Origin of the sequence: Streptomyces sp. NPDC101118 (assembly GCF_044759445.1) — a bacterium.
In the GTDB taxonomy this organism is placed as follows: Bacteria; Actinomycetota; Actinomycetes; order Streptomycetales; family Streptomycetaceae; genus Streptomyces.
Window position 1 is genome coordinate 75,401 of sequence record NZ_JBIVZG010000020.1, and the last position, 22,398, is coordinate 97,798.

Here is a 22,398-nt window from a genome sequence, read left to right on the forward strand (position 1 = left end):
CGTGCCAGTCTGCCGTCCGGGGCGGCCGGCCGGGGCGGGACGGCCGCGTTGGCCGGAAAACCCCGCCCGCCCGGCACGCGTACGGGCTACCGCTGCCGCGCCGCTGCGGCCCCGCCGGGCGCCCGTACCGTGCGCGCCGCGTCGCCCGCCGTCGGGTGGAGGCGTACCGCGCCCAGGACCGCGGGCAGGCACAGCGCGCCCAGCAGGAGGAAGGCGATCTGGTACGCGGCACCCGGCGCCGATGCCAGGACCTGGCCGATCCGCAGCGCGATCACGGCCACCGCCACGCCCAGGCCCGCGGAGAGCTGCTGGGCGGTGGCCGAAAGGGTGTTGGCGTCCCGCAGCCGTTCCTGCCCCACCTCGCTGAACGCCATCGTGGAGTAGCCGGTGAGCCCCACCGAGCGGGCCGCACCGCCGGCCAGGACCAGGGCGGCGGTCACCGCGACGGGCGTGGCCGCGGTGAGGAAGGCACAGCCGGCCACGGTCACCGCCAGCGCCCCCGTGGAGACGATCAGCAGCCGCCGGAAGCCGAACCGGTTCAGCAGGAACGTCGTCGCCGGCTTCACCGCGATGTTGCCGACGAAGACGAACAGCACGACCGCCCCCGAGGCGACCGCGCTCCAGCCGAAGACCTCCTGGAACAGCAGCGGGAGCAGGAAGGGGACGGCCGTGATGACCATCCAGACCAGCGAACCGCCCGTCACGGACTGCCGGAACGAGGCCACTTCGAGGGTGCGCAGGTTCACCAGCGGGTGCGGGGCCCGCAGCAGGTGGCGCCCCGCCGCCGCGAGCGCGGCGAACGCCACCGCGGTCACCGCTGCGGTGACCGGCCACCCGCTCCCGTCCTCGGCCACCAGGTGGCCGGCCCAGGTCAGGGCCGCCAGGCCGGTGCAGCAGAGCAGTACGCCGGCGAGGTCGAGCGGGGGCGGCGACCCCTGCGGGCCGGAGCCGACGATCCGCCAGGCGGCGGCGAAGGCCACCAGCCCCATGGGGACGTTGATCAGGAACATCCAGTGCCAGCTGGCGTACGTGGTGAGCAGCCCGCCCGCCAGGGGCGCGGCGACCGGCGCGACCAGCCCCGGCCACACCACGTAGGCCATGGCCTTCGGCAGGTCGGACTTCTCCGTCCTGGCCAGGACGAGCAGCCGCCCGACCGGGACCATCATCGCGCCGCCCGCCCCCTGGAGGACGCGCAGGGCGACCAGCGTGCTGAGGTCGGGGGCGGCCGCGCAGGCGGCGGAGGCCAGGGTGAACAGGGCGATCGCCGAGAGCAGCACGCGGCGGGCGCCGAAGCGGACGGCCAGCCAGCCGCTGAGCGGTATCAGCACGGCGAGGGTGACGAGGTAGGCGGTGACCACCAGGCCCACGGCGGCCGGGGTGGTGCCCAGGGCGGCCGCCATGCGCGGGGCCGCGGTCGCGACGATCGTGCCGTCGAGCATCTCCATGAAGAAGCAGCCCGCGACGAGGAGCGCGGTGGCGCGCTGTCGGGAATCCATCATGCAGACCAGGCTCCGGCCGCCCACTGCTGCACACAAGGTCCGATTGGTTCATCAAGAAGTGCACCCGATGCAGCAATTGGGCGTGGGGAGTGGCAGAGTGGGACCGTGCGACCGCTGCCCGACATGAACCTGCTGCCCGCCCTCGACGCCCTGCTCCGCGCGGGCAGCGTCGCCGGGGCCGCCGCCGAGATGTGCGTCTCGCCCTCCGCGATGAGCCGCACCCTGGCCCGGCTGCGCCGGGTGGCCGGCGACGAGCTCCTCGTACCGTCGGGGCGCGGCCTGGCCCTCACGCCGCGCGCCCGGGAGCTCCAGCCGCAGGTCCAGGCCGCCCTCGCGGGGGCGCTCGCCGCGCTGCGCCCGCCGGAGCCGGCCGAACTGAGCGCCGTCGAGCGGGACTTCGTCCTCCGCACCAACGACGCGACCGCCGCCTTCCTCGGGCCCGAACTCACCGCCCGCGCCGCCCGCGAGGCGCCCGGCATCCGGCTGCGCCTGCTGCCGGAGGGCGACGAGGACCCCGCCGACCTGCGCGGCCGGATCGACCTCGACCTCGGCCAGCTGCCCGAACTGCCGCACGACGTACGCGCCGAGACCCTGGCCCACTACGGCTACCGGGCGGTGACCCGGGCCGACGGGCCCTACGCGGGGGAGCGGCTCACCCCCGAGCGGTTCGCCGCCCTGCCGCAGATCACCGTCACCCGGCGGGGCCGCACCTGGAGCGTGGTCGACGAGCGGCTCGCCGTACTGGGGCTCACCCGGGAGGTGCCGGCCACGGCGCCCACGTACGGCGCGGCCTGCTTCTTCGTCCTGCGCTCCGACGCGCTGGCGCTGGTGCCGGGACCCTTCGCGGCGGAGGCGGCCCGGGTGATGCCGCTCGCCGTGCTCGACATCCCGCTGGACCTGCCGACGGTGGCCTTCGGCCAGGCCTGGCACGTCCGCTGGGACGCCGACCCCGCCCACCGCTGGCTGCGCTCCACCGTCGCCGGGATCGTGCGGGAGCCCGGCGACGGGAGCGGTACGACGACGGGGGCGGCCCGCCCCTGACGCCGGGCCGGGTGCCGCGCACTGCGGCACCGCGGTGCGCCGGCACCCCGGGACCGCGGCACCGCGGCGAACCGGCACCCCGGCGAACCGGCACCCCGCCGCGACGGGCCCGGGTACGTCAGCCCAGGCGCCCGGAGGCCTCCAGCGGGCGCTCACCTGCGCCGGCCGGCAGGGCCAGGCTCGCCTCCAGGTCGTCCAGCGCCCGGCGGGCCCGGGCGATCCGCTCCCGCACCTCGTCGGCGGAGGCCGGCAACGGCGCGTCCGGCCCCGCCCCCGCTGCCGGCACCGCACCCGGCACCGCGCCGATCCCCGCCGCCCCGCGCTCCTCCTTGGCCCGAGAGCGGATCCGCTCCTCCTGCCGGGCCTTCTCCTCCTTCTCCAGCTCCCTGGCCTCGTCCATCGAGTTGATCACCACTCCGATCAGCATGTTGACCAGCACGAACGAGGCGAAGAGCACGAACGAGGCGTAATAGACCAGGGAGAGCCGGGAGATCGCCAGCCCCGCGTGCACCGCGTCCCCGAGCCCCTCCATCATGGTCAGCAGGAACAGCGTGAGCGCCGCGCGCCCGAGGGACCCGTAGTGCTCCGGGTCGGACCGGGCGAAGCACACCCAGCCGACCATCGCGTACACGTAGACCACCAGCGCCCCGACGAACAGGAAGCTGACCGTGCCCGGCAGGCTCCGGCCCACCGCGACCAGCATCACCCGCAGCTGGGGCAGGAAACGCGCCGTCCGCAGCACCCGCGCCAGCCGCAGCAGCCGCAGCGCGGTGGCGTTCTCCTGTGCCGCCGGCACGAAGGCGGAGACCACCACGACCAGGTCGAAGACGTTCCAGGGATCCCTGAAGAAAGCTTTGGGCCGGTCCGCGTGGGCACCGATGCGCAGCATCATCTCCACCGCGAACACGGCCATGCACCCGTGCTCGGCGAGCCCCAGCACCTCCCGGTGGGCGAGGGCGAAGCCGCGGTACGTCTCCACGCCCAGCAGCGCGGCGTTGGCGAGGATCACCGTGAAGACGACGAACCCGAAGGCCTGATCGTCGGTCACCTTGCGGCACCGGGCCGCGAACCGTGCGCGGCCGGGCCCGCGCGTCGTCACCGGAGGGGTCATCGTGCACCTCGTACTGGTCACCGCTCCGCGCACGCCGGAAGCCCGGGGGCGCGGACCCGTGGGGGTCCGCACCACCCGGGCCGAGGGCGTGCGCCTGTCCAGTCCCTCTAACCGCGCACGCCCCCGGATCTCACCGCGCGCCGCCGCAAGATCCCCCGATCGGGGTGCTGCCCGAAAGGCCGCCCCAGGGGGCGCCCCTCGGGACCGGCGGGCCTCAGACCCCCGGGATGGCCCGCGCCCGGAACGCCGCGCGGACCGCGTCCGCCGCACCCGCCCCGTACATCTGCCGGGCCGTCGCGACGGTCTTCAGCGCCGCGTCCGCGAAGCTGGTGTCCGGCGCGAAGCCGAACTGCGCGTTGACGATGATCCGGTCGGCCGTCCGGGCGCCGAGCGCACCGCGGATGTCGAAGAGCGCGCGCGACCAGATCTCGCCGTCCGCGTGGACCTCGCCCTCCCGGTCCGCGTACGTCTTCTCCGAGTCGGTGCGGCGCAGGCAGTGCGGGGCCGCGCTGTACGAGGCCGAGTCCCAGTCCGCGATGCACGCCAGGTCCGCCTTGAGCGGCCAGCCGTACTTCGCGTCGGCGTACGCGCCGACCGACAGGGCCAGGTAGTCGCCGAAGGCCTCGCCGATCGCGCCCGCCTCGGGCGAGGTGCCGAAGCCCGGGACCTGCGCCTCGTGCACCGCGTGACCGTACTCGTGGATGATCACCTCGGCGTCCTCGGCGTCGTCCACGCCGCCCTTGCCGAAACGGATCTCGTCCTTCTTGTCCGTGAAGAACGAGTTGTCCGCGCCCCACTGGTTGATGCGGACCGGCTGCCGGCGGGCGTTCGCGCCGGGCAGCTCGGTGCCGAAGCCGAGGCTCTGCAGGTACTCCTGGGACTCGTTGACCCAGAAGTACGCCATGACCTGCTCGAACTGGTCGTCCTTGCGGGTGTACGTCGCGGCGTCCGCGAGCCTGGCCGAGGCGCCGGTGTCGGAGCGGACGTAGGCCCACTTGCCCGAGAGGCCCCCGGTGCCGTCGAGGTTGCGCAGCGCGGCCAGCGCGTACGCGGACGCGGGCACGGCGGCGTCGGAGTCCTTGCCGTCGGTCAGCGTCTGGTCACCCGAGGACTGGACCGGGTTGACCATGAACAGCCGGGCCTGCGGGGCGCCGCCGGCGGCGGCACCGGACACCTGGGCCGACACGGGGCCGGCGGCGGTGAGCAGGGCCGCGGTGGCGGTGGCCGCGGCGACCAGGCCGCGGGGTATGCGGCGAGCCATAAACATCCTCCTGATGGGGGTGCGAACTACGCGTGCGGCCGTGATCCTCGCCTACGGCCACCCTCCTTGACCAGGCCTGGCGCACCGGAATCCGGACCGCGTGCCCGGTATGGGGGCACTCGCCCCGGCAGCCGAAAATCATCGGTCACGGCACTGGGCTCCTCCGGGGCCCGTCGCTACCCTCCGCGCATGATTCCCACGGTTGTCTGGGGCACGGGCAACGTCGGCCGCGCGGCCATCCGCGCCGTCGACGCCCACCCCGCACTGGAACTCACGGCCGTCCTCGTCCACGACCCCGGCAAGACCGGCCGCGACGCGGGCCGGCTGGCCGGACTCGACCGCGACCTCGGCGTCGCGGCCACCGACGACATCGACGCGGTGCTGGCCGCCGGACCCCGGGCCGTGGTGTACGCGGCCTCCGGCGACCTGCGCCCCGACGAGGCCCTCGCCGACATCGCCCGGGCCCTGCGCGGCGGTGCCGTCGTCGTCACCCCGGCGCTCTATCCCCTCTACGACCACCGCAGTGCGCCGCCGGAGTTCCGCGACCCGGTGCTGGAGGCCGTCAAGGAGGGCGGCGGCGCGCTGTTCGTCTCCGGGGTGGACCCGGGCTGGGGCAACGACGTGCTGCCGCTGCTGATCAGCGGGCTCGGCACCACCCTCGACGCCGTCCGCTGCCAGGAGATCTTCGACTACTCCACGTACGACCAGCCGGACTCGGTGCGCTACCTGGTCGGCATGGGCCAGCCGATGGACTACGAGCCTCCGATGCTGCTGCCGTCGGTGCCCACCATGGTGTGGGGCGGCCAGATACGCCTGATGGCCCGGGCCCTCGGCGTCGAACTGGACGAGATCCGCGAGACGCTGGACCGCCGCGCGCTGGAGACCACGGTCACCACGCGCACCATGGGCGCGTTCGAGGCCGGCACCCAGGGCGCCGTCCGCTTCGAGGTGCAGGGCATCGTCGGGGGCGAGCCCCGGATCGTCATCGAGCACGTCACCCGCATCCACCCCTCGTGCGCCCCCGACTGGCCGACGCCGCCCGACGGCTGCGGGGCGCACCGCGTGATCATCGAGGGCCGTCCCCGGATCGAGGTCACCGTCGAGGCCGCGGACGAGGGCGAGAACCGCTCCGCGGGCGGGAACGCCACCGCGGTGGGGCGGCTGGTCAACGCCATCGACTGGCTCGTCGAGGCCGGACCGGGCCTGTACGACGCGCTGGACGTCCCCCTCCGGCCCGCGGCCGGCCGACTCGGAAGGAAGCAGCCGTGATCATCGACGTGCCGGAAGGCAAGCACCCGATCGAGTACGTGTGGGGGGACATGGTCCCCGAGATCGGCATGGCAGCCTCCAACTTCTCCCTCTCCGTCTACGCCCACACCACCCTGGGGCTGCGCGAGTTCGAGGCCGCACGGCTGCGGATCGCCCAGATCAACGGGTGCGGCTTCTGCCTGGACTGGCGGACCGACCGCGACGGGGAGAAGGTCGAGGCGGAGTTCGCCGACGCGGTGGGGGAGTGGCGCACCACGGGGGCCTTCGACGACCGCACCCGGATGGCGGCCGAGTACGCGGAGCGGTACGCGCTCGACCACCACGGCCTCGACGAGGAGTTCTGGGAGCGGATGACGGCGCTCTACAGCCAGGCCGAGATCGTGGAGCTGACCATGAGCATCGGCTCGTGGCTGGCCTTCGGGCGGCTCAACCGGGTCCTGGGGCTCGACACCGTGTGCGTACTGCCCACGCACTGAGCGGCCACGGCCACGGGCCGTACCAGGGCCACGCCCACGGGGCCCGGTTCCGGCACACTGCCGGAACCGGGCCCCGTGGCGGACTGCCGGGCCGGTCAGAGGTCGTCGGCGATGATCCGCTCGATGTTCCGTTCCGCGAGCGCCGTGATGGTGACGAACGGGTTGACGCTGGTGTTGCCGGGGATCAGCGCGCCGTCGATCACGTACAGGCCCGGGTGGCCGTGCAGCCGGCCGTAGTTGTCGGTGGCCTTGCCCAGGACGGCACCGCCGAGCGGGTGGTAGGTCAGGTGGTCGCCCCAGATCTTGTTGGTGCCGAAGAGGTCGGTCCGGTAGATCGTCCCCTCCTTCGAGTTGATCTTGTCGAAGATGGTCTTCGCCGCGTTGATCGACGGCTGCTTCCAGGCCGTCTGCCAGCTCAGGTCCACCCGCCCGGTCGCCGCGTTCCAGCTGAACTCGGCACGGTTCGGGTTCTTGGTGATGGACAGGTAGAAGGAGGCGTACGTCTCGATGCCCGTGGGCAGCGGCGCCACCTCGGCGAAGGCGCCGCCCGCCGCCCAGTTGTCGATGCCGCCCGTGGGCATGGACGCCTGCAGCTTGCCGGTGGCGTCCCACATGTGGTTGGCGCGGCCGCACATCACGTTGCCGTTGTCGCCCCAGCCCTTGCCGATCTCGCCGTTGAGACCGGGCAGCGCCCCGGTGGCCTTCAGCCGGACGAGGAGCTTGCTGGTGCCCACGCTGCCGGCCGCGAAGAACACCCGGTCGGCGGTGACGGACTTGGTGGCGGTGGTGTCGCCGCTGGTGTTGATCTGGTCGATGGCCACCGTGTAGCCGCCGCCGGCCGCGGGGCTGACCGAGGTCACCTTGTGGAGCGGGGAGATGGTGACCCGGCCGGTGGCGCGGGCCTGGGCGAGGTAGGTCTTCTGCAGCGACTTCTTGCCGTGGTTGTTGCCGTAGAGGACCTCGCCCGCGAGGGCGGACTTGGGGACGGCTCCGGCAGCCTCCTGCTTCATGTAGTCGAAGTCGTAGACGTTGGGCACGAAGACGAAGGGGAAGCCCGAGCGCTGGGCGTGCTTGCGGCCCACCCGGGCGTACTGGTAGCAGGCGGCGCCGTCGAACCAGGCCGGGTCGATGTGGTTGACCCCGAGGCCGGAGTTGGCCCGCGGGTAGTAGACGTCGTACATCTCCGCGGCGTCGACCGTGGGGAGGATGGCGCCGAAGTTCTCGCGCCTGGGCGTGACGGCCATGCCGCCGTTCACCAGCGATCCGCCGCCGACGCCGCGCCCCTGGTAGACGGTGATGCCCGCGAACTCCTCGGCGTCCAGGATGCCCGTGTACCGCGGCACGTCCTTGTCGAGCGGGAAGCCCAGGAAGTTGCTCAGCGGCTGCTTGGTGCGGGTGCGCAGCCAGTAGGAACGCTGGTCGGGCGAGGTCGTGTTGGCGAAGACGTTGCCGTCGGAGCCCGGGGTGTCCCAGGACATGCCCATCTCGATCATGTGGACGTCGACCCCGGCCTGGGCCAGGCGCAGCGCGGCGACCGAGCCGCCGTAACCCGTCCCGATGATCAGTACGGGGACATGGGCCCCGGGGTCGATGACGGTGGCGCCGACGGCGGTGGGGATCGCCGCGGTGCTCGCCGCGGAGGCACGGCCCGACAGGGCCGCGACTCCAAAAATAGAACTTGTTCCAGCGATGAATCCACGGCGGGAGAGGCCGCTGGAACCATTGGCGCGCATGGGGGAATCGCTCATGTGGGGTTCCTCACTCTCTGGCGGAGTGGGAACAGGTTCTACTGCTGGGCATGAATTAAGTCACTACATACCCGTTGGTAACTTTTGTCCGTACCTGACATGGATCAGTGGCAGCATCCGGCCGTCCCGGCCGGCGCCCGGCGGCGCTCGGGGGTGTCCCGTGGCGGTCCGTGATCACCGCTGCGTAGTCACGGAAATTCACGAGGTGAGCGAAAGGTGAATCTTTTACTGAATTCCCGTCAACAGACCTTCACCGACTATCTCGATCAGATAACGACATTCTTAAAAAGGCCTGGACCAATCAAGTGCGACGCGCGTAACTACCCTTGTTTTAAACGAAATTGATGGTTCATCAAATCTGGCCCGCAGGTAACGGATTGGATTCGCGACGGGCTTTCCCGTTTGTCCGAATTCACTGCGGAGAACCTCTGGCAGGCTTCCCGGCACCCAGTTCCCTGACCCCGGATTGAGGTGCTCATGTCTACGCATCGGAAACTGAAACAGCGTCAGAAAAGCCGCCATCAGCGGAAGCCGCGCCGGCTCATATTCGCGACGCTGGCCACGGCCGCAGCGGGGGTGATGGCGGCCGGCATGTTCTACGGAAACGTCCTCGAGGGGGCGCAAGCCGAACCGCTCGCGCCGCGCGCCGGAGCCGTCGCCCCCGCGGGGCCGGCCGGCGCGCCGGCCCGCGACGCGGAGCCCGCGCCGCTCAAGGCCGTACCCTCCGACCAGCCCGCCAAGGGCATGGTCTTCGACGGCCTGGCGGCCGCCCCCAAGGGCGACCGCTGCGCCGGTGTCTACCGCACGGATGCCGGCCACTGCACCCACGGGCCCGACGCGCCGCCCAAGGGCGTCGACATCAAGAAGCAGGTGCCCCCCGCGGTCAAGACGACCGCCGTCGCGGCCGACCCGACCCGCCCCGGCTCCGCGGCCAAGGCCGGCGGGCGTCCTCAGGACGCGCCCGCCACCGCCGACGCGCAGGCCGCGAGCGGCAGCGCCGCCTCCGCCCCCGCCCCGGCCGCCGGCCAGCGCGCCGTGGCCGCCGGCCCGGCCGGACAGACCGTGCAGTGCGACGGCGACGGCAGCACGGGCAACCGCGTGCAGGTCGTCTACGTCCACGGACCCGGCCGCGACCGCTTCTCCCAGTACGTCGCGTCGTTCCGCAAGTGGGCCGCCGACGCCGACCTCATCTACTCGGCCAGCGCCCAGGAGACCGGCGGCGTCAGGCACATCCGCTACGTCACGGCCGCGGACTGCACGCCGACCGTCCTCAACATCGAGCTGCCCGACTCCGCGCTCTCCGAGTTCAGCGCCACCAACCGCGCGCTGGCCGGCAAGGGCCTGGACCGCCGCGACCGCAAGTACATGATCTTCGCGGACACCCAGGTCTACTGCGGCATCGGCACGTTCAACGGCGACGAGCGGCCCGGCCAGGCCAACCTGAGCAACTTCGGCCCCTCCTACGGCCGTACGGACTCCGGCTGCTGGGGCGGCCACACCGCCGCCCACGAACTCGGCCACAACCTCGGCGCGGTGAACAACAGCGCCCCCAACACCAGCCGCGGAGCGCACTGCACCGACGAGTACGACGTCATGTGCTACTCGGACACGCCGTACTACCCGCAGATGCGCTACGTCTGCAACAACCAGGCGAAGGAGAACATCCTCGACTGCAACCACGACGACTACTTCCACACCAGCCCCCGCGCGGGCAGCTACCTCGCCACCCACTGGAACATCGCCGACAACCAGTTCCTGATGCGCGGCAAGGGCGGCGGTGGCGGCGGCACGGACCCGAAGCCCGACCCGACGCCCACCCCGACCCCGACCACGCGTCCCGGCACCGGCCCCGACGTCAAGGTCGGCCAGATCCGCTCCGACGCCGCCGTGGCCAGCTGGCCCAAGGTCTCCGGCGCCGCCTGGTACCAGGTGCTGCTGAACGGCCGTCACCTGACCTGGATGCAGGGCACCGCCGTCCGCATCTACAACCTGCGCCCCGACACCGCGTACACCGTCGCCGTCTCGGTCCGTGACTCGGCCGGCCGCGACAGCGGCCCCGGCAAGGCCACCTCCTTCCGCACCGCGAAGGCCGGCGGCGCGGGCACCGCGCCCGGCGCCCGCTACCTGCTCGGCAACGGCAGCACCGGCATGACGGCCGAGATCTGGGGCGGCCGCACCGCCGACGGCACGGTTCTGGTCGGCTCCGCCGCCACCGGGTACGCCCAGCAGCAGTGGTACTTCGACGACGCGGGCAACGGCCTCGTCCGGATCCGTTCCGCCGCCTCCGGCAAGTGCCTCCAGACCGGTGGCGCCCCCTCCGCCGGCATGTGGACGGCCCAGCAGCCCTGCCGCGCCGTCACCGCCCAGCAGTGGAAGGTCTCCGCCCGCGGCAGCGCGGTCACGGTCACCGACCGCTCCGGCGCCTACGCGCTGACCGTCGGCAGCCGCCCGTACTACGGCGCCTGGCTGCTCGAACTCCAGCCGAAGGACGGCCGCGCCGCCCAGCTCTGGACGCTGACCAGGGCCTGACCCACAGGCCCGTCGCGGGCGGCCGTTCGGGGGGACGGCCGCCCGCCCCCACCCCTCATGTCCCGTCTCCCCCGGAGAGCACCGCCATGCCCGTAGGAACCGCACGCTCCGCCGCACGAAGAACCGCCCGGTCCGCCGTCCTCGTCCCCCTGGCCGCCACCGCGACCGCCGTGGTCATCGGCCTCCCCGGCCTGGCCCGGGCGCACGGCGACACGCTGAAGGTCGAGGTCACCGGCAACCGCGAGGGCCGGGTGACGGCCGTCATCACCTGGGAGAACGACAACGACCCGCTCGACGAGCCGGTCGCCGGCACCGTCAACGCGGTGAGCGCCGACGGCGCCCGCCTCCAGGGACCCTGGCGGCTGGTCGCCGACCCCGGCACCCCGAACGGCTGGACCACCAAGGAGGCGCTGCCCTCCGGCACCTGGAAGGTCTCCGTCGACGCCGCCTTCCCCGGCCTCGGCCACGCCGAACGCAGCCTGACGATCAATCCCGCCGGCACCGGAGCCACCGCCCCGCCGGCCACTCAGGGGCCGGGCGCCGAACCCGTGCGGACCACCGCCCCCGTCGCCGCGCCGCCCGCGAAGGGGCGGCCCATCACCTCGGAACCCCGGCGGACCGGCCGTACGTCGGCCACCTGGTGGACCGCGGCCGGCGTGGTCGTCGCCGCTGCCGCCGGCGCCGCGGTGGGCGTCCTGGTACGCCGAGCCCGGGCCCGGCGCGCCGGCCGCGCGTAACGCCGCACCGGCACGGCGACGCCGGACCGCAGCGCGGGACGGGCGGCAGGACAGCCGCCCAGCGCCGCGCGTGACGCCGGACCGGCACCGCCCGGCGGGCCCGCCGAACCCGGTACGGGATCCCGCCCCCGCGCCCCCCACCCCGTGCGCCCGACACCCCTGGGCGTACCGGGGGCGGCGGCGCGGCCCCGAAGGCCGCCGGCCGCGGGGGAGTTCGCCGCGGATGCGAAGCTGGTCGCGACCGGCTCCATCCACGACGACGGAGGAGGACGCGGCCATGGCCGTCATCCACCACACCACCCTCACGCCGACCAAGCTCGAACTGCTCGCCGCCTGGCTGCCCTCGCGCCCCTGGTACCGCGGCGGCGAAGCCGGCCCCGAGCCGGCCAAGGCGGGCGGCTTCCGGCTGGACGACCCGGAGGGCGCGGTGGGCATCGAGTTCATGGTGGTCAGCGACGCCTCCGCCGGCGAGCCGACCGCGTACCTGGTCCCGCTCACCTACCGCGGGGCCCCGCTGGACGGCGCGGAGGACGCGCTCGTCGGTACCATGGAGCACGGGGTGCTCGGCAAGCGCTGGGCGTACGACGGCTGCCACGACCCGGTGCTGGTCGCGCAGTTGCTCGCGCTGGTGGAGGGCCGCGCGGAGGCCCAGGCGCAGAGCGACAGCGGCACCCCGGACCGCGACGTCACCCGCGCGCTCACCGGCGGCCCCCTCACCGGCCCCGCCACGGCCGCCGACACCGCCGAGGGCACGGTCCTGACCCTCGCGACGGGCGCCACGCTGCACCTGAACCGCGTCCTCACCCCCGCCACCCCCCTCCCGCCGACCGCGACGGGCCACGTCTCGGGCGTCTACCGCCCGACCCCGGACACCACCACCCCGACGGTCTTCGCGGTGGTCCACCCCGAGCCGGAGAACTGACGTCCTGTGCCGGGCCGGTCGGTCGGACGGTGATCGGGCCGCCGTACGACCAGGAGCCGTCCGGCCGGTCATGTGACGCCCCGGGCGCGTCCCCCGGGCGGGGTGGCCGTGCCCCGGGCCCCCGATGAGGTGACCGTGCCGTAGGCCCGGAGGGTGTCGGCCAGGTCGCCGGGGCGGCCCCGCAGGGTGGCGTCCAGGAAGGCGAGGGTGGCCGCGGCGACGACGCGCGGACTCTCGGTGCGGCCCAGGTCCCCGACGACCGAGGGCACCGGCGGCAGGTAGAGCGGGGCGTCCGTGAAGGTGAGGTGCCCGGCACCGGGGACGGTGAGCCGGTAACTCGCCGCGGTGTTGTGCGCGAGGGCCTCGGTGAGCCGGGGCAGGTAGCGCGGGTCGGTGCCGGCGGTGATCTCCTGGGTGAGTGCGAGCGCCGGCTGTTCGAGCGCGGGCGCGGTGGGGCCGTGGGGGTAGCCGTCCAGGTCGACGACGGCGTCGAACCGGCGGTCCTGCCGGGCCGCCTGCAGGGCGGCGGCTCCGCCCAGGGAGTGGCCGGCCACCGCGGCGCGGCCGGTGTCGAGGCGTCCGGCCAGCGGGTCGGCGGTCCCACCGCCGCCCAGTCGCTCCAGCCGGGTGAGGACGAAGCCGAGGTCGGCGGCCCGGACGGCGGTCCAGCCGGCGGCCAGCTCCTCGTCCCTGGCGCGGTCCCCGGAGGAGGCGGTGGTGGCGCGGATCGTGCGGCCGTCGGCGAGGACGACGACGGTGGAGTCGTACGGGTGGTCGAGGGCGGCCACCAGGTAGCCGTGGCTGGCCAGCTCCTCCGCCCAGGCGGTGTTCTGGGACCGGACCCCGCCCGAGCCCGGGGAGAAGAGGACGACCGGGAACCGCTCCTGCCCGCCGGCCACCGGGGCGTCGTAGACCGCGCGGCTGCGGGCCCTCGGGACGCCGCCGACCAGGAACCCCGGCAGGCCGGCCCCGCCGGCGAGGGCCTCGGAGACGGTCCGCGCCTCGTCCTCCGTGCGTCCCAGGTACTGCGCCCGGGGGACGCCCGCGGGACTCTTCCGCGCCGGGTACCAGAGCTGGACCACGACGGTGCGCCGGTCGGCCGGATCGGCGGTGAAGCTCTCGGCGCGGAGCGGGTCGGTCCACTGCACCACCCGGGTGCCGACCGCGAAGTCGCCCGTCGGCTCGGGGAAGACGGGCACGGGGAAGGCCCAGGCGGCCACCGGGCCGGTGGCGATCAGGCCGGCGCAGGCCAGCGATCCCGGCAGGGCCGGCCACCGGCGGGCCCGCCGCGCCGGCCGGCCGGCACCGCGCCGCAGCAGGGGCGGGAGGGCGAACGCCGCCGCGACGGCGGCGCCGGCCAGGACCGGCAGCATCTGCCAGCGGATCCCCACGCAGGCGAGCACGGTCGCCGACGGTACGAGCACCGCCCCGGCCGCGACGGTGCCGGGCCGGCGGGCCGCCGGGGGGAGCCAGCGCGCCACCGGCAGCGCGAAGGCGCCCAGCAGGACGAGGACTTCCGGAAGGGACAGGGACAGCCCCGGGATGGTTTCGGTCACCCGGCCATGCTCGGCACCGGGCCCGCACCGCCGCATCGGCCCCGGGGCGGCGCCGACTGCGACCGGCGTGGCAACCGGGGGCGGGCCGCGGTACGACCGGGGTGGCAACCGGACCCCCGGGACCGGCGGCCGGCCTGCGACCGGGGGAGGTGCCGGGTCTCCTCCTGTGGTCGTACTCCGGCCCGGTGCGTTCCGACGCCGGGCTCATGTGCGGCGCGGAACCCGCGGCCTAGGCTGCGGCCGTACGCGGTGGCGGCCCCGGCCGGACCGCCGCGACGACCGACCGACGGAGAGGTGTGACGGTGCGCCACCGGGACCGGGTACCGCCCCTGGTGTGGGACTCGGTGCTGCCGGCGCTGCTCCTGCTCAACGTCGTGACCACGTTTCCGGCCCGGGAGCTGCCGGTGGCGGCGGCGCTCACCGCCGCCCTGGCGCTGCCCCTGGTGTGGCGGCGCCGGGCCCCGCTCGCGGTGTTCGCCGCCGTGGTGGCCGCTGCCTCCGTCCAGTGGCTGGCGGACGTCCAACTGCCCGCGGACGTCGCCCTGCTGGTGGCCCTGTACACGGCTGCCGCGCACACGGGCCGGCGCGGCACGCTGCTCGCCGCCGCCGTCGTGGAGGGCGGGGCCGTGCTGGCCTGCCTGCGCTGGGCACCGGACGGCGCGTTCCCGACCCCGTTCGTCGCGCTCTCCGCGACGGTGGTCGCCGCCGCCGTCCTCGGGGTGAACGTGCGCACCGGCCGGGCCTACCTCGCCGCCGTGCAGGAACGGGCCGAACGGCTGGCGCTGCACCAGGAGCAGCAGGCTCGGCTGGCCGTGGCCGAGGAGCGGGCCCGGATCACGCGCGAGATGCACGACATCGTCACCCACAACCTGTCCGTCATGGTGGCGCTCACCGACGCCGCCGTCTACGCGCAGCACAGGTCCCCGGACCGGGCGACCGCCGCGATGCTGCAGATCTCCGAGACGGGCCGGCAGGCCCTCACCGACATGCGGCGCTCGCTCGGCGTCCTGCGGGCCGACGAGCCGGACGCCGAACGCCACCCGCCGCCCGGCATCGCCCAGCTGGGGGCGCTCGCCGACCAGATGGCCGCCGCCGGTCTGCCGACCGGCCTGGCGGTCCGCGGCGGCCACGCCCATGTACCGGCCACCGCACAACTCACCGTCTACCGCCTGGTACAGGAAGCGTTGACCAACACTCTCAAACACGCCCCCGCCGGCACCCGCGCGACGGTCCTGGTCGAGTGCTCGGCCGGGAGCGTCGGCGTGGAGGTCACCGACAGCGGCCCCCGGCCGGCGCTTCCCGCCGCCGCACCGTCCGGCCACGGCATCCCCGGCATGCGCGAGCGCGCGGCCGCCTACGGGGGGACGCTTCGGGCCGGACCGCTGCCGGGCGGCGGCTGGGGTGTGCGGACCCGGCTCCTGCTCGACAGTGGCGGGACGGGCGCCGCATGACGATCCGCATCCTGATCGCCGACGACGAGGCCCTGCTCCGGATGGCCTTCGGCACGGTCCTGGAGGCCCAGCCCGACATGGCGCCGGTCGGCGAGGCCGCGGACGGCGCCCAGGCCGTCCGCCTCGCCCGGGAGCTGCGGCCCGACGTCGTCCTGATGGACGTCCGGATGCCCGGGACGGACGGGATCGAGGCGACCCGGCAGGTCGTCGAGGTCTCCCCGCGGAGCAGGGTGCTGATCCTGACCACCTTCGACCTGGACGCGTACGCCTTCGCCGCGCTCGCCGCCGGGGCCTCGGGCTTCCTGCTGAAGAACACCCGGCCCGAGGAGCTGCTCGCCGCGATCCGCAACGTCGCGGCGGGCGACGCGGTGCTCTCCCCGCGGATCACCCGGCGCCTGCTGGAGGACTTCCGTCCGCACCTGGCCGACGGGGGCACCGCCGTCCGCGACGAGCGGCTGGACCGGCTCAGCGCCCGGGAGCGCGAGGTGCTCGTCGAGGTGGGCCGCGGCCTGTCCAACGCCGAGATCGCGGCCGCCCTGTTCCTCGCGGAGGCGACCGTGAAGTCCCATCTGGGGCGGATCCTGCTCAAGCTGGAACTCCGCGACCGGATCCAGGCCGTGGTCTTCGCCCACGAGAACCGCCTGGTCCCCCAGGCCTGACGCCGGCCGAGGGCCCGGAACAGCGGCCGGACGGCGGCCCGGACGGGCCGGCCACGTCGGCGATGGGGACGGCGCCGGTGGGGACGGCGCCGGTGGGGCTGTTGCGGTGGCAGCGGGAGTCCGCGGGGTCGCCGCGGCGGCCGCCCCCGACCGGGAAGGACGAGCAGGCCGGGCGACGGTCACCCGACCGGCCCGGACGGCTCCCGGCCGACCCGTGCCCGGGGGCGGCGCGTCGCGCGGAGGTGGCGGGCCAGGGCCGTGGTCGCGAGGGTCGTGACCAGCGCGCACACCGGCCACCAGCCCCAGCGCGCGTACAGGTGGGTGCCGAGCCAGGAGCCCGCGCTGCCGCCCACGTAACCACACGTCATGTAGGCGGTGTTGAGACGGCCGCGGGCGTCTGCGCGGAGCGCGTAGATGCGTACCTGGTTGGCGACCATGCCCGCCTGGAGGCCCACGTCGAGCAGCAGCGTGCCCACCACGAGTGCCGCCAGGCCCACCGCGCCGCCCGTGGCGCCGAGGCCCAGGACCAGGCCCGTGGCGGCCACGGCGAGCAGGCAGACGAGGTTGACCGCGTCGGGCCCGCGCCGGTCCACCAGCCGGCCCGCCACCGGCGTGCACGCCATGGTGGCCGCGTTGACCAGCGCCAGCGCCCCCACCGCCGGGGCGCCCAGCCCGTACGCCGGGCCGGTGAGCAGCAGCGCGACGGAGGTCCACACGGCGGTGAACCCGCTGAACACCGCCGTGTGGTACCAGCAGGACCGGCGCAGTTCGGGCTCCGTGCGCAGCAGCCGCAGCGGCTCGGCGAGCAGCGCCGGGTAGCGCTGCCGGGACGGCGGCACGGTGACGGGGAGCGCGCGGACGAGCAGGAGCGCGACGCTCAGCGACAGGGCCGCGGCCAGCAGGTACGGCGCCCGCCACCCGAACCACTCGCCCAGCGTGCCGCCGAAGGCCCGGGAGATCAGCATGCCGCCGAGCGAGCCGCTCAGCATCGTTCCGGTGACCCGCCCCCGCTGGTCCTCCGGCACCAGGCCGACGGCCAGCGGGCCGATCACCGGGGCGACCACGGTCGCGGTGCCGACGCGCGCGCTCGCACCGACCAGCGCGGGCAGCCCGGGCGCCGCGCCCGCGGCGAGCAGGCCCAGCCCGGTCACGCCGAGCAGGGTGACGACCAGCCTGCGGTGCGGGATCCGGTCGCCGAGGGGTACGAGCAGGAAGATGCCCGCCGCGTAGCCGAACTGACAGGCCGTCACCGCCAGGGTCGCCGACTCGGGCGTGACCCCGAGGCCCGAGGCGATCAGCGGGCTGATCGCCTGCGGGAAGTACACGTTGCCCACGGCGACCCCACAGGCGAGCGCGAGCAGCGCGAGCACGACCCGGCCCGGCGCGGTGGCGGCCGGTCGGGGGGCCCCGGGGGCCGGGTCGCTCCGGTTCTCGTCGTCCGTCGTCCTCATGGGCCGAAGTCCACGGCACGGCGCGCGCCCTGCCAAGCGAATTACCGTCCCGGGGCGGCCGGGGCGGCCGGAACGTCCGGGGCGTCCCGGGCGACGGGCCCCGGCCGGCGCTCACGCGCCTGGCAGCAGCCGGCTCCTCAGGTGGTCGAGCACCTGGTCCAGGGCCGCCCGGGTCGGTTCCCCGGGCCGGTCGACCAGGTGCTCGGTGAGCACCGAGTGCGGCGGCAGCACGCCCTCCGGATTGGCGTGCCGGGGATCCAGCTCCACCGCGACGAAGCCCTCGCCGAGCTCCCGCCTGAGGTACGCGAACCGGTCGCCCGGCACGAACCGGTCCCCCCGGAACCGCAGGCCGAGGACGCGCAGCCCGTCCCGCTCGCAGCGGTCCCGCACCACGGCCATCTCCTCGGCCGAGATGTCGATGCCGCAGGCCTGCCTCCGGGTCCACGGCACGGGCAGCGAGGGCTGCGAGAGCACCGGGGCGAGCAGCCGGTCGTCCGTGGCCATGGCCAGCGCGAACCCGCCGGTGAAGCACATGCCCACCGCGCCGACGCCCGGGCCCCCGCACCGCCCGTGCTCGTGCGCGGCCAGCGCCCGCAGCCAGGCCACGGCGGGGGAGGAGCGGCCGGTGGCCAGTACGGTGAACTCCCGGCTGACGCACACCGAGGCGATCGACGAGGCGGCGTACGCGAAGCCGGCGAGCCGGCCGTGGGCATCCGGGTGCGGGTCGCGGCCGGGCCTGCCGAAGAGCACGGGCAGCACCGCCGTACAGCCGAGCGCGGCCACGCGCTCGGCGAACGCGAGCACCTTCGGCGTGATGCCGGGGATCTCCGCCATCACGATCACGGCGGGTCCGGAACCGTGCCGCAGGACCTCGCGGGTGGTGCCGTCGTGGGTGAACTCCTCGCGTGCGAAGCCCTTGAGGTCGTGGTCGGCCACCGGGTACCGCCTTTCGTCAGCCGGGAGGGGACGGGGAACTCGGGCTGGTCCGGGAAGGGACGGTACCGGCAGGCGCGCCCGCCGGTGTCGTGACGTTCACCGGGTGCAGGGCTTGCGGACGGGTATGAGTAGGGTCTGTCGGATGGACAGCACGACGAATCTGCCGACGGAAGAAGACCTGGAGCTGGTCGAGTTCGCCCAGCGCATTGTCGAGGCCAACGGTGACGGTGAGGTGCACACCGTCGGGGCAGCCGTACGAGACGCACAGGGCCGGATGTTCGGTGGCATCAACCTCTATCACTTCACGGGCGGACCCTGCGCGGAGTTGGTGGCCCTGGGGCACGCGCGCGCCGCGGGAGCACGTGACCTGGCGGCGATCGTCGCCGTCGGCGACTCGGGGCGCGGCGTGCTCGCGCCGTGCGGCCGGGACCGGCAGGTCCTGCTGGACTACCACCCGGGCATTCGCGTCCTCGTGCCGGTGGCCGGCGGCATCCGCAGCGTCGCGGTCTCCGACCTTCTGCCTCATGCCTATGTCTGGGGGGAGCAGCCCGTCGCGGGGTCCGAAAGCGCGCTGCGCACGACCGCGACGCAGGCGCTCCACTTCCATCCCGCCTACCTCGATGCCGTGCGCGCCGGGCGCAAGACGACCACGGTGCGGTTCCGGGACCCGGTGGAGACGGGCCCGGTGAACATGGTGTTCGAGCTGGACGACGAGGTGGTGCTGCCGGGTGTGATCACCCGGATCACCTCCAGGAAGGTTGCCGAGCTGACCGAGGCGGACGCCGTCGCCGACGGGTTCCGCGATCTTGCCGAGTTGCAGGACAGGCTGCGGCTCCACTACCCCGACATCAAGCCGACCGATGACGCCGCCATCGTCCACTTCCGTCTGACGAGCTGACGGCACCGGCCGACGAACGCACGAGCAGGCGATCGGCCTGCTCCTGCTGCCGCCGGCCGGGGCCGCCACCGTCAACCTTCCCGGTCGCAGCACTAGTCGGCGAAGGACAGCATGCGGATCACCGGCTGCCGGTCGTCGCCGTCCATGAGGGAGTCGGTCACGAAGACGCGGCCGGCGGCGTACGCGACGTTCCCCGCCAGCATCTCCTGCTCCGGGGCCCGCGCCGAGGACGTGTGCCGCAGCAGCACGGTGACCTTGTCCGGGCCGGGGCCGAGCCGCAGGGTCCGGCCCGCCTGCTGCGAGGTGGCCCCCACGTACGCGACGAGGGTGCCGCCCTCGGCCTTCAGCGGCAGCAGGGGGCGGTACGCCTCCACCTTCCGCCCCCACGCGAACTTCCCCGTGGCCAGGCTGAACGCCGCCAGCCGGCCCTCCGTGGACGCGTACAGCATGCCGCCGCCGACCAGCGCTCCCCGGCAGTTCTGCACGCCCTCCCCGGAGTCGCCCTCGTCGCACGGGTCGAGACCCCGGTTGCCGGGGTCGACGACCATGCGCTGCCGGCCTGCGGCGTCGAGCACCACGGCCGTCCACTTCCCGATGTCCGTCCGGTCCTGCGAGACGATCACGACCGGGTCGACGGAGAGGACCTTCCACAGCTTCCGCCCGGTCGGCAGCCGGAACCGCCACTTCACCTTCCCGGTGCGGGGGTCGAGCTCCTTGATCTGGTCCTGCGGGGTCTTGCCGGTGATGCCGCAGTGGTCGACCTGGAGCAGGCGGACGCCGCCGGCCACGTCGTCGGGGTAGCAGGCGCCGGGGTTCTCCTTGCGCGACACGAACAAGGGCGCCCCGTCGCTGACCCGGTAGGCGTCGGCGGACATGAACCGGCCGACCATCAGGGTGTCCCCGCTGATCGCGAGGTGGATGGTGAGGAGGGTGTCGGAGGGGGCGTCCGAAGTGAGCTTCTTCGTCCACCCCGGCTTGCCGGTCTTCAGGTCGATCATCATCAGGTGGTTGCAGCGGCGGCCCGGGCCGCCACCGGTGCCGCCGCCGTTCGTGTAGGCGACCACCACCTTCCCGTCGGGCGTGGTGCCGACCGGGGTGTCGCAGACCGGGGCGGGCAGCTTCAGGCCCCAGGCCTTGGTGCCGTCGGCCGTCCTCAGGGCGGTCACCTCGGTGTACGCGGCCTGGACCACGGTGTCCCCGGCGAACCAGAGGTCGTGGAGCTGGGTGTTGTCCGGTACGTCGAGGTCGTTGGCGAACGCCCAGGCCCGGGCCTCGCCGGCCGCCCGGCCGATGTTGATGTCGGCGCCCAGGCCGGGCGCCGAGCCGCCGGAGGCCGGCGACGGGGCCTTCGGCCCGCCGGGCGGCCGGGCGGCCACGGTGGGTCCGGCGGTCCGGTCCGCGCGGCCGCCCTCCTTCCCGGAGCCGCCGCCCAGACCGGCGTACAGGCCCGCTCCCAGGAGCACCAGCGCGAGTGCGGCGGCCCCGGCCAGGAGCACGGCCCGGTGCCGGGAGGGGCGCGGCGACGGCAGCGGTGGCGGGGCCTCCGGCTGCCAGGAGGGTCCGCCCCAGGGGTCGTCGCCCCGGGCGTACGGGTTGTCCCCGGTGCCGGCCGCGCCCGGCGGCGGTGCCTTCGGTGGCTCGTACCAGGGCTGGTTCATCGGTTCCCCCTCGTGCGACGGCCGGATCGGGCGGGCCCGGTCCGGAGAGCGGCCCCAGTGTTCCAGCGGACGGCGCCCGGCCGCCGCCCCCACCGTCACATCCGGCCATCGGGCACCGTCACCGGCCACGGTCTCCGGCGGCCGGGCATCGGCGCGGCCGGCCCCAGCGCAAATGTCCCTCAACTCCGTTGGTCCGGACGATCATGGTGCGTAGCCTCGCCCGCATGACGCACACCTGGCACGTCCTCGTCGAGGAGACCCGCACCATCGAGCGCTGGCTGGACCACCGGCAGGTCGAGACCGAGCACTGGAGCCTCGCCGTCAGCGAGCCCGTCGCCGGCCCGGAGACGGCGGCGGACAGGGCCCGGGAGCTGGCCGGGGAGTACCTGCCCGACTGGATGGCGCGCCCCGGCCGCCCCGGTGACCGTCCGCGCCGCCGGGCGTACCTCACCGCCGGCGGCAGCTGGCTGGTCACCCTCGCCCACGAGGAGGGCCGCCGCAACTACTGCCACCTGCGGATCACTCCGGCGCAGATGATGCTGGACGAGGCGGAGACCCGGGGGTAGGGGCGGGGACGGGAGGCAGGACCTCCGGCGTTCCGTCCCGGTGCGCACGCGGGTACCGGTTGCGCACGTGGGTACCGGGACGGAAGTGAGTACCGGTACTCATGGCGGAAGTCCCCGCGCCGGCCCGAGACTTACGGCACCGACGAGAAAGGTCACCGATCATGCTGCAGAACCGAGGAGCGCGCGGGTCCGCCGACGCGACCGGCGCCGTCCGCGCCTCCCGCCAGTCCCTCACCCACCTCGCCGTCGCCGGCCTGGTGACGGCGCTGTTCGTCACCGGCTGCGGCACGGGCGCGGACCGGGTCTGCGGCGGCGGACGGTACCCCGTGAAGGCGGTGGGCAACACCACCGGCCAGGACTGCGTGCCGGACGGCCAGGAGCCGCCCGCGGGCTACGTCCGCTACCCCGAGGGGAAGGTGCCGGAGCACGTCGGCGACAAGTGGGACGACTACTGGAGCAAGGTCGTGGTCGACGAGAAGGGCAACATCGTCTCCGGCGGGACGGACGGCACCGGCGGCCAGGGCTGAGGCCCCGGGCGGGTCCGGCCGTCCGCCGTCACCCGCAGGTGGGTCCGGCCGTCCGGCGTCACCTCAGGTGGGTCCGGCCGTCCGGCGCCACTCCCAGATGGCT

At 74.5% G+C, this 22,398-nt stretch carries 19 protein-coding genes; 11 read left to right on the plus strand and 8 right to left on the minus strand.

The window, feature by feature from the left end:
• Nucleotides 1–86: 86 nt before the first annotated feature.
• On the minus strand, nt 87–1,499 hold the full coding sequence (locus ACIQUQ_RS27510) for an MFS transporter (RefSeq protein ID WP_403980917.1): 1,413 nt from the start codon (nt 1,497–1,499) through the stop codon (nt 87–89).
• Nucleotides 1,500–1,604: 105 nt separating this feature from the next.
• On the opposite strand from ACIQUQ_RS27510, the gene ACIQUQ_RS27515 reads away from it, so the two are divergent.
• Nucleotides 1,605–2,540: a LysR family transcriptional regulator gene (locus tag ACIQUQ_RS27515; protein ID WP_403980919.1), complete on the plus strand. Its 936-nt coding sequence runs from the start codon at nt 1,605–1,607 to the stop codon at nt 2,538–2,540.
• A 118-nt stretch (nt 2,541–2,658) separates the two neighbouring features.
• Here ACIQUQ_RS27515 and ACIQUQ_RS27520 read toward each other — a convergent pair whose 3' ends face one another.
• Both ACIQUQ_RS27520 and ACIQUQ_RS27525 read right to left on the minus strand, forming a co-directional pair.
• Nucleotides 2,659–3,651, minus strand: a complete 993-nt coding sequence (locus ACIQUQ_RS27520; protein ID WP_403980921.1) for an ion transporter — start codon at nt 3,649–3,651, stop codon at nt 2,659–2,661.
• Between the two features lie 214 nt (nt 3,652–3,865).
• Entirely contained in the window at nt 3,866–4,912 is a 1,047-nt protein-coding gene (locus ACIQUQ_RS27525; protein WP_403980924.1) for a M4 family metallopeptidase, read from the minus strand.
• Between the two features lie 189 nt (nt 4,913–5,101).
• Here ACIQUQ_RS27525 and ACIQUQ_RS27530 point away from each other — a divergent pair, with 189 nt between their 5' ends.
• Nucleotides 5,102–6,181 carry a dihydrodipicolinate reductase gene (locus tag ACIQUQ_RS27530; protein ID WP_403980926.1) on the plus strand — a complete coding sequence of 360 codons (1,080 nt, stop codon included), beginning with the start codon at nt 5,102–5,104 and terminating at the stop codon, nt 6,179–6,181.
• Nucleotides 6,178–6,657 carry a carboxymuconolactone decarboxylase family protein gene (locus tag ACIQUQ_RS27535; RefSeq protein WP_403980928.1) on the plus strand — a complete coding sequence of 160 codons (480 nt, stop codon included), beginning with the start codon at nt 6,178–6,180 and terminating at the stop codon, nt 6,655–6,657. Before ACIQUQ_RS27530 ends, ACIQUQ_RS27535 begins: the two co-directional genes overlap by 4 nt.
• A gap of 95 nt (nt 6,658–6,752) precedes the next feature.
• Here the strand turns inward: ACIQUQ_RS27535 and ACIQUQ_RS27540 are convergent, their stop codons facing one another.
• Nucleotides 6,753–8,405, minus strand: coding sequence for a GMC oxidoreductase (locus tag ACIQUQ_RS27540; RefSeq protein ID WP_403980930.1), 1,653 nt, complete (start codon nt 8,403–8,405; stop codon nt 6,753–6,755).
• Nucleotides 8,406–8,996: 591 nt separating this feature from the next.
• Here ACIQUQ_RS27540 and ACIQUQ_RS27545 point away from each other — a divergent pair.
• The 3 genes from ACIQUQ_RS27545 to ACIQUQ_RS27555 all read left to right on the plus strand — a co-directional run bounded on the left by ACIQUQ_RS27545 (nt 8,997) and on the right by ACIQUQ_RS27555 (nt 12,593).
• A complete protein-coding gene (locus ACIQUQ_RS27545; RefSeq protein WP_403980933.1) occupies nt 8,997–10,934 on the plus strand; it encodes an RICIN domain-containing protein in 1,938 nt (645 codons plus the stop codon).
• Between the two features lie 86 nt (nt 10,935–11,020).
• On the plus strand, nt 11,021–11,671 hold the full coding sequence (locus tag ACIQUQ_RS27550; RefSeq protein ID WP_403980935.1) for a hypothetical protein: 651 nt from the start codon (nt 11,021–11,023) through the stop codon (nt 11,669–11,671).
• 277 nt (nt 11,672–11,948) lie between these two features.
• Nucleotides 11,949–12,593: a 1,4-alpha-glucan branching protein gene (locus ACIQUQ_RS27555; protein WP_403980938.1), complete on the plus strand. Its 645-nt coding sequence runs from the start codon at nt 11,949–11,951 to the stop codon at nt 12,591–12,593.
• Nucleotides 12,594–12,661: 68 nt separating this feature from the next.
• Here the strand turns inward: ACIQUQ_RS27555 and ACIQUQ_RS27560 are convergent, their stop codons facing one another.
• Nucleotides 12,662–14,149 carry an alpha/beta hydrolase family protein gene (locus ACIQUQ_RS27560; protein ID WP_403980940.1) on the minus strand — a complete coding sequence of 496 codons (1,488 nt, stop codon included), beginning with the start codon at nt 14,147–14,149 and terminating at the stop codon, nt 12,662–12,664.
• A 296-nt stretch (nt 14,150–14,445) separates the two neighbouring features.
• Here ACIQUQ_RS27560 and ACIQUQ_RS27565 point away from each other — a divergent pair, with 296 nt between their 5' ends.
• Both ACIQUQ_RS27565 and ACIQUQ_RS27570 read left to right on the plus strand, forming a co-directional pair.
• A complete protein-coding gene (locus ACIQUQ_RS27565) occupies nt 14,446–15,600 on the plus strand; it encodes a sensor histidine kinase (protein ID WP_403980942.1) in 1,155 nt (384 codons plus the stop codon).
• Nucleotides 15,597–16,259, plus strand: a complete 663-nt coding sequence (locus tag ACIQUQ_RS27570) for a response regulator (protein ID WP_403980945.1) — start codon at nt 15,597–15,599, stop codon at nt 16,257–16,259. Before ACIQUQ_RS27565 ends, ACIQUQ_RS27570 begins: the two co-directional genes overlap by 4 nt.
• 179 nt (nt 16,260–16,438) lie before the next feature.
• Here ACIQUQ_RS27570 and ACIQUQ_RS27575 read toward each other — a convergent pair whose 3' ends face one another.
• Nucleotides 16,439–17,710 (minus strand): MFS transporter, encoded by a 1,272-nt coding sequence (locus ACIQUQ_RS27575; protein ID WP_403980948.1) that lies wholly within the window; start codon nt 17,708–17,710, stop codon nt 16,439–16,441.
• Between the two features lie 111 nt (nt 17,711–17,821).
• Nucleotides 17,822–18,646 (minus strand): dienelactone hydrolase family protein, encoded by an 825-nt coding sequence (locus tag ACIQUQ_RS27580; RefSeq protein ID WP_403980951.1) that lies wholly within the window; start codon nt 18,644–18,646, stop codon nt 17,822–17,824.
• Between the two features lie 142 nt (nt 18,647–18,788).
• Between ACIQUQ_RS27580 and ACIQUQ_RS27585 the strand changes: the two genes are divergently transcribed.
• Entirely contained in the window at nt 18,789–19,544 is a 756-nt protein-coding gene (locus ACIQUQ_RS27585) for an ASCH domain-containing protein (protein ID WP_403980953.1), read from the plus strand.
• Between the two features lie 92 nt (nt 19,545–19,636).
• Here ACIQUQ_RS27585 and ACIQUQ_RS27590 read toward each other — a convergent pair whose 3' ends face one another.
• Nucleotides 19,637–21,202: a PQQ-binding-like beta-propeller repeat protein gene (locus ACIQUQ_RS27590; protein WP_403980956.1), complete on the minus strand. Its 1,566-nt coding sequence runs from the start codon at nt 21,200–21,202 to the stop codon at nt 19,637–19,639.
• Nucleotides 21,203–21,426: 224 nt separating this feature from the next.
• Here ACIQUQ_RS27590 and ACIQUQ_RS27595 point away from each other — a divergent pair, with 224 nt between their 5' ends.
• Entirely contained in the window at nt 21,427–21,768 is a 342-nt protein-coding gene (locus ACIQUQ_RS27595) for a hypothetical protein (protein ID WP_403980959.1), read from the plus strand.
• A gap of 161 nt (nt 21,769–21,929) precedes the next feature.
• On the plus strand, nt 21,930–22,295 hold the full coding sequence (locus ACIQUQ_RS27600) for an SCO0607 family lipoprotein (protein ID WP_403980961.1): 366 nt from the start codon (nt 21,930–21,932) through the stop codon (nt 22,293–22,295).
• Nucleotides 22,296–22,398 lie beyond the last annotated feature (103 nt).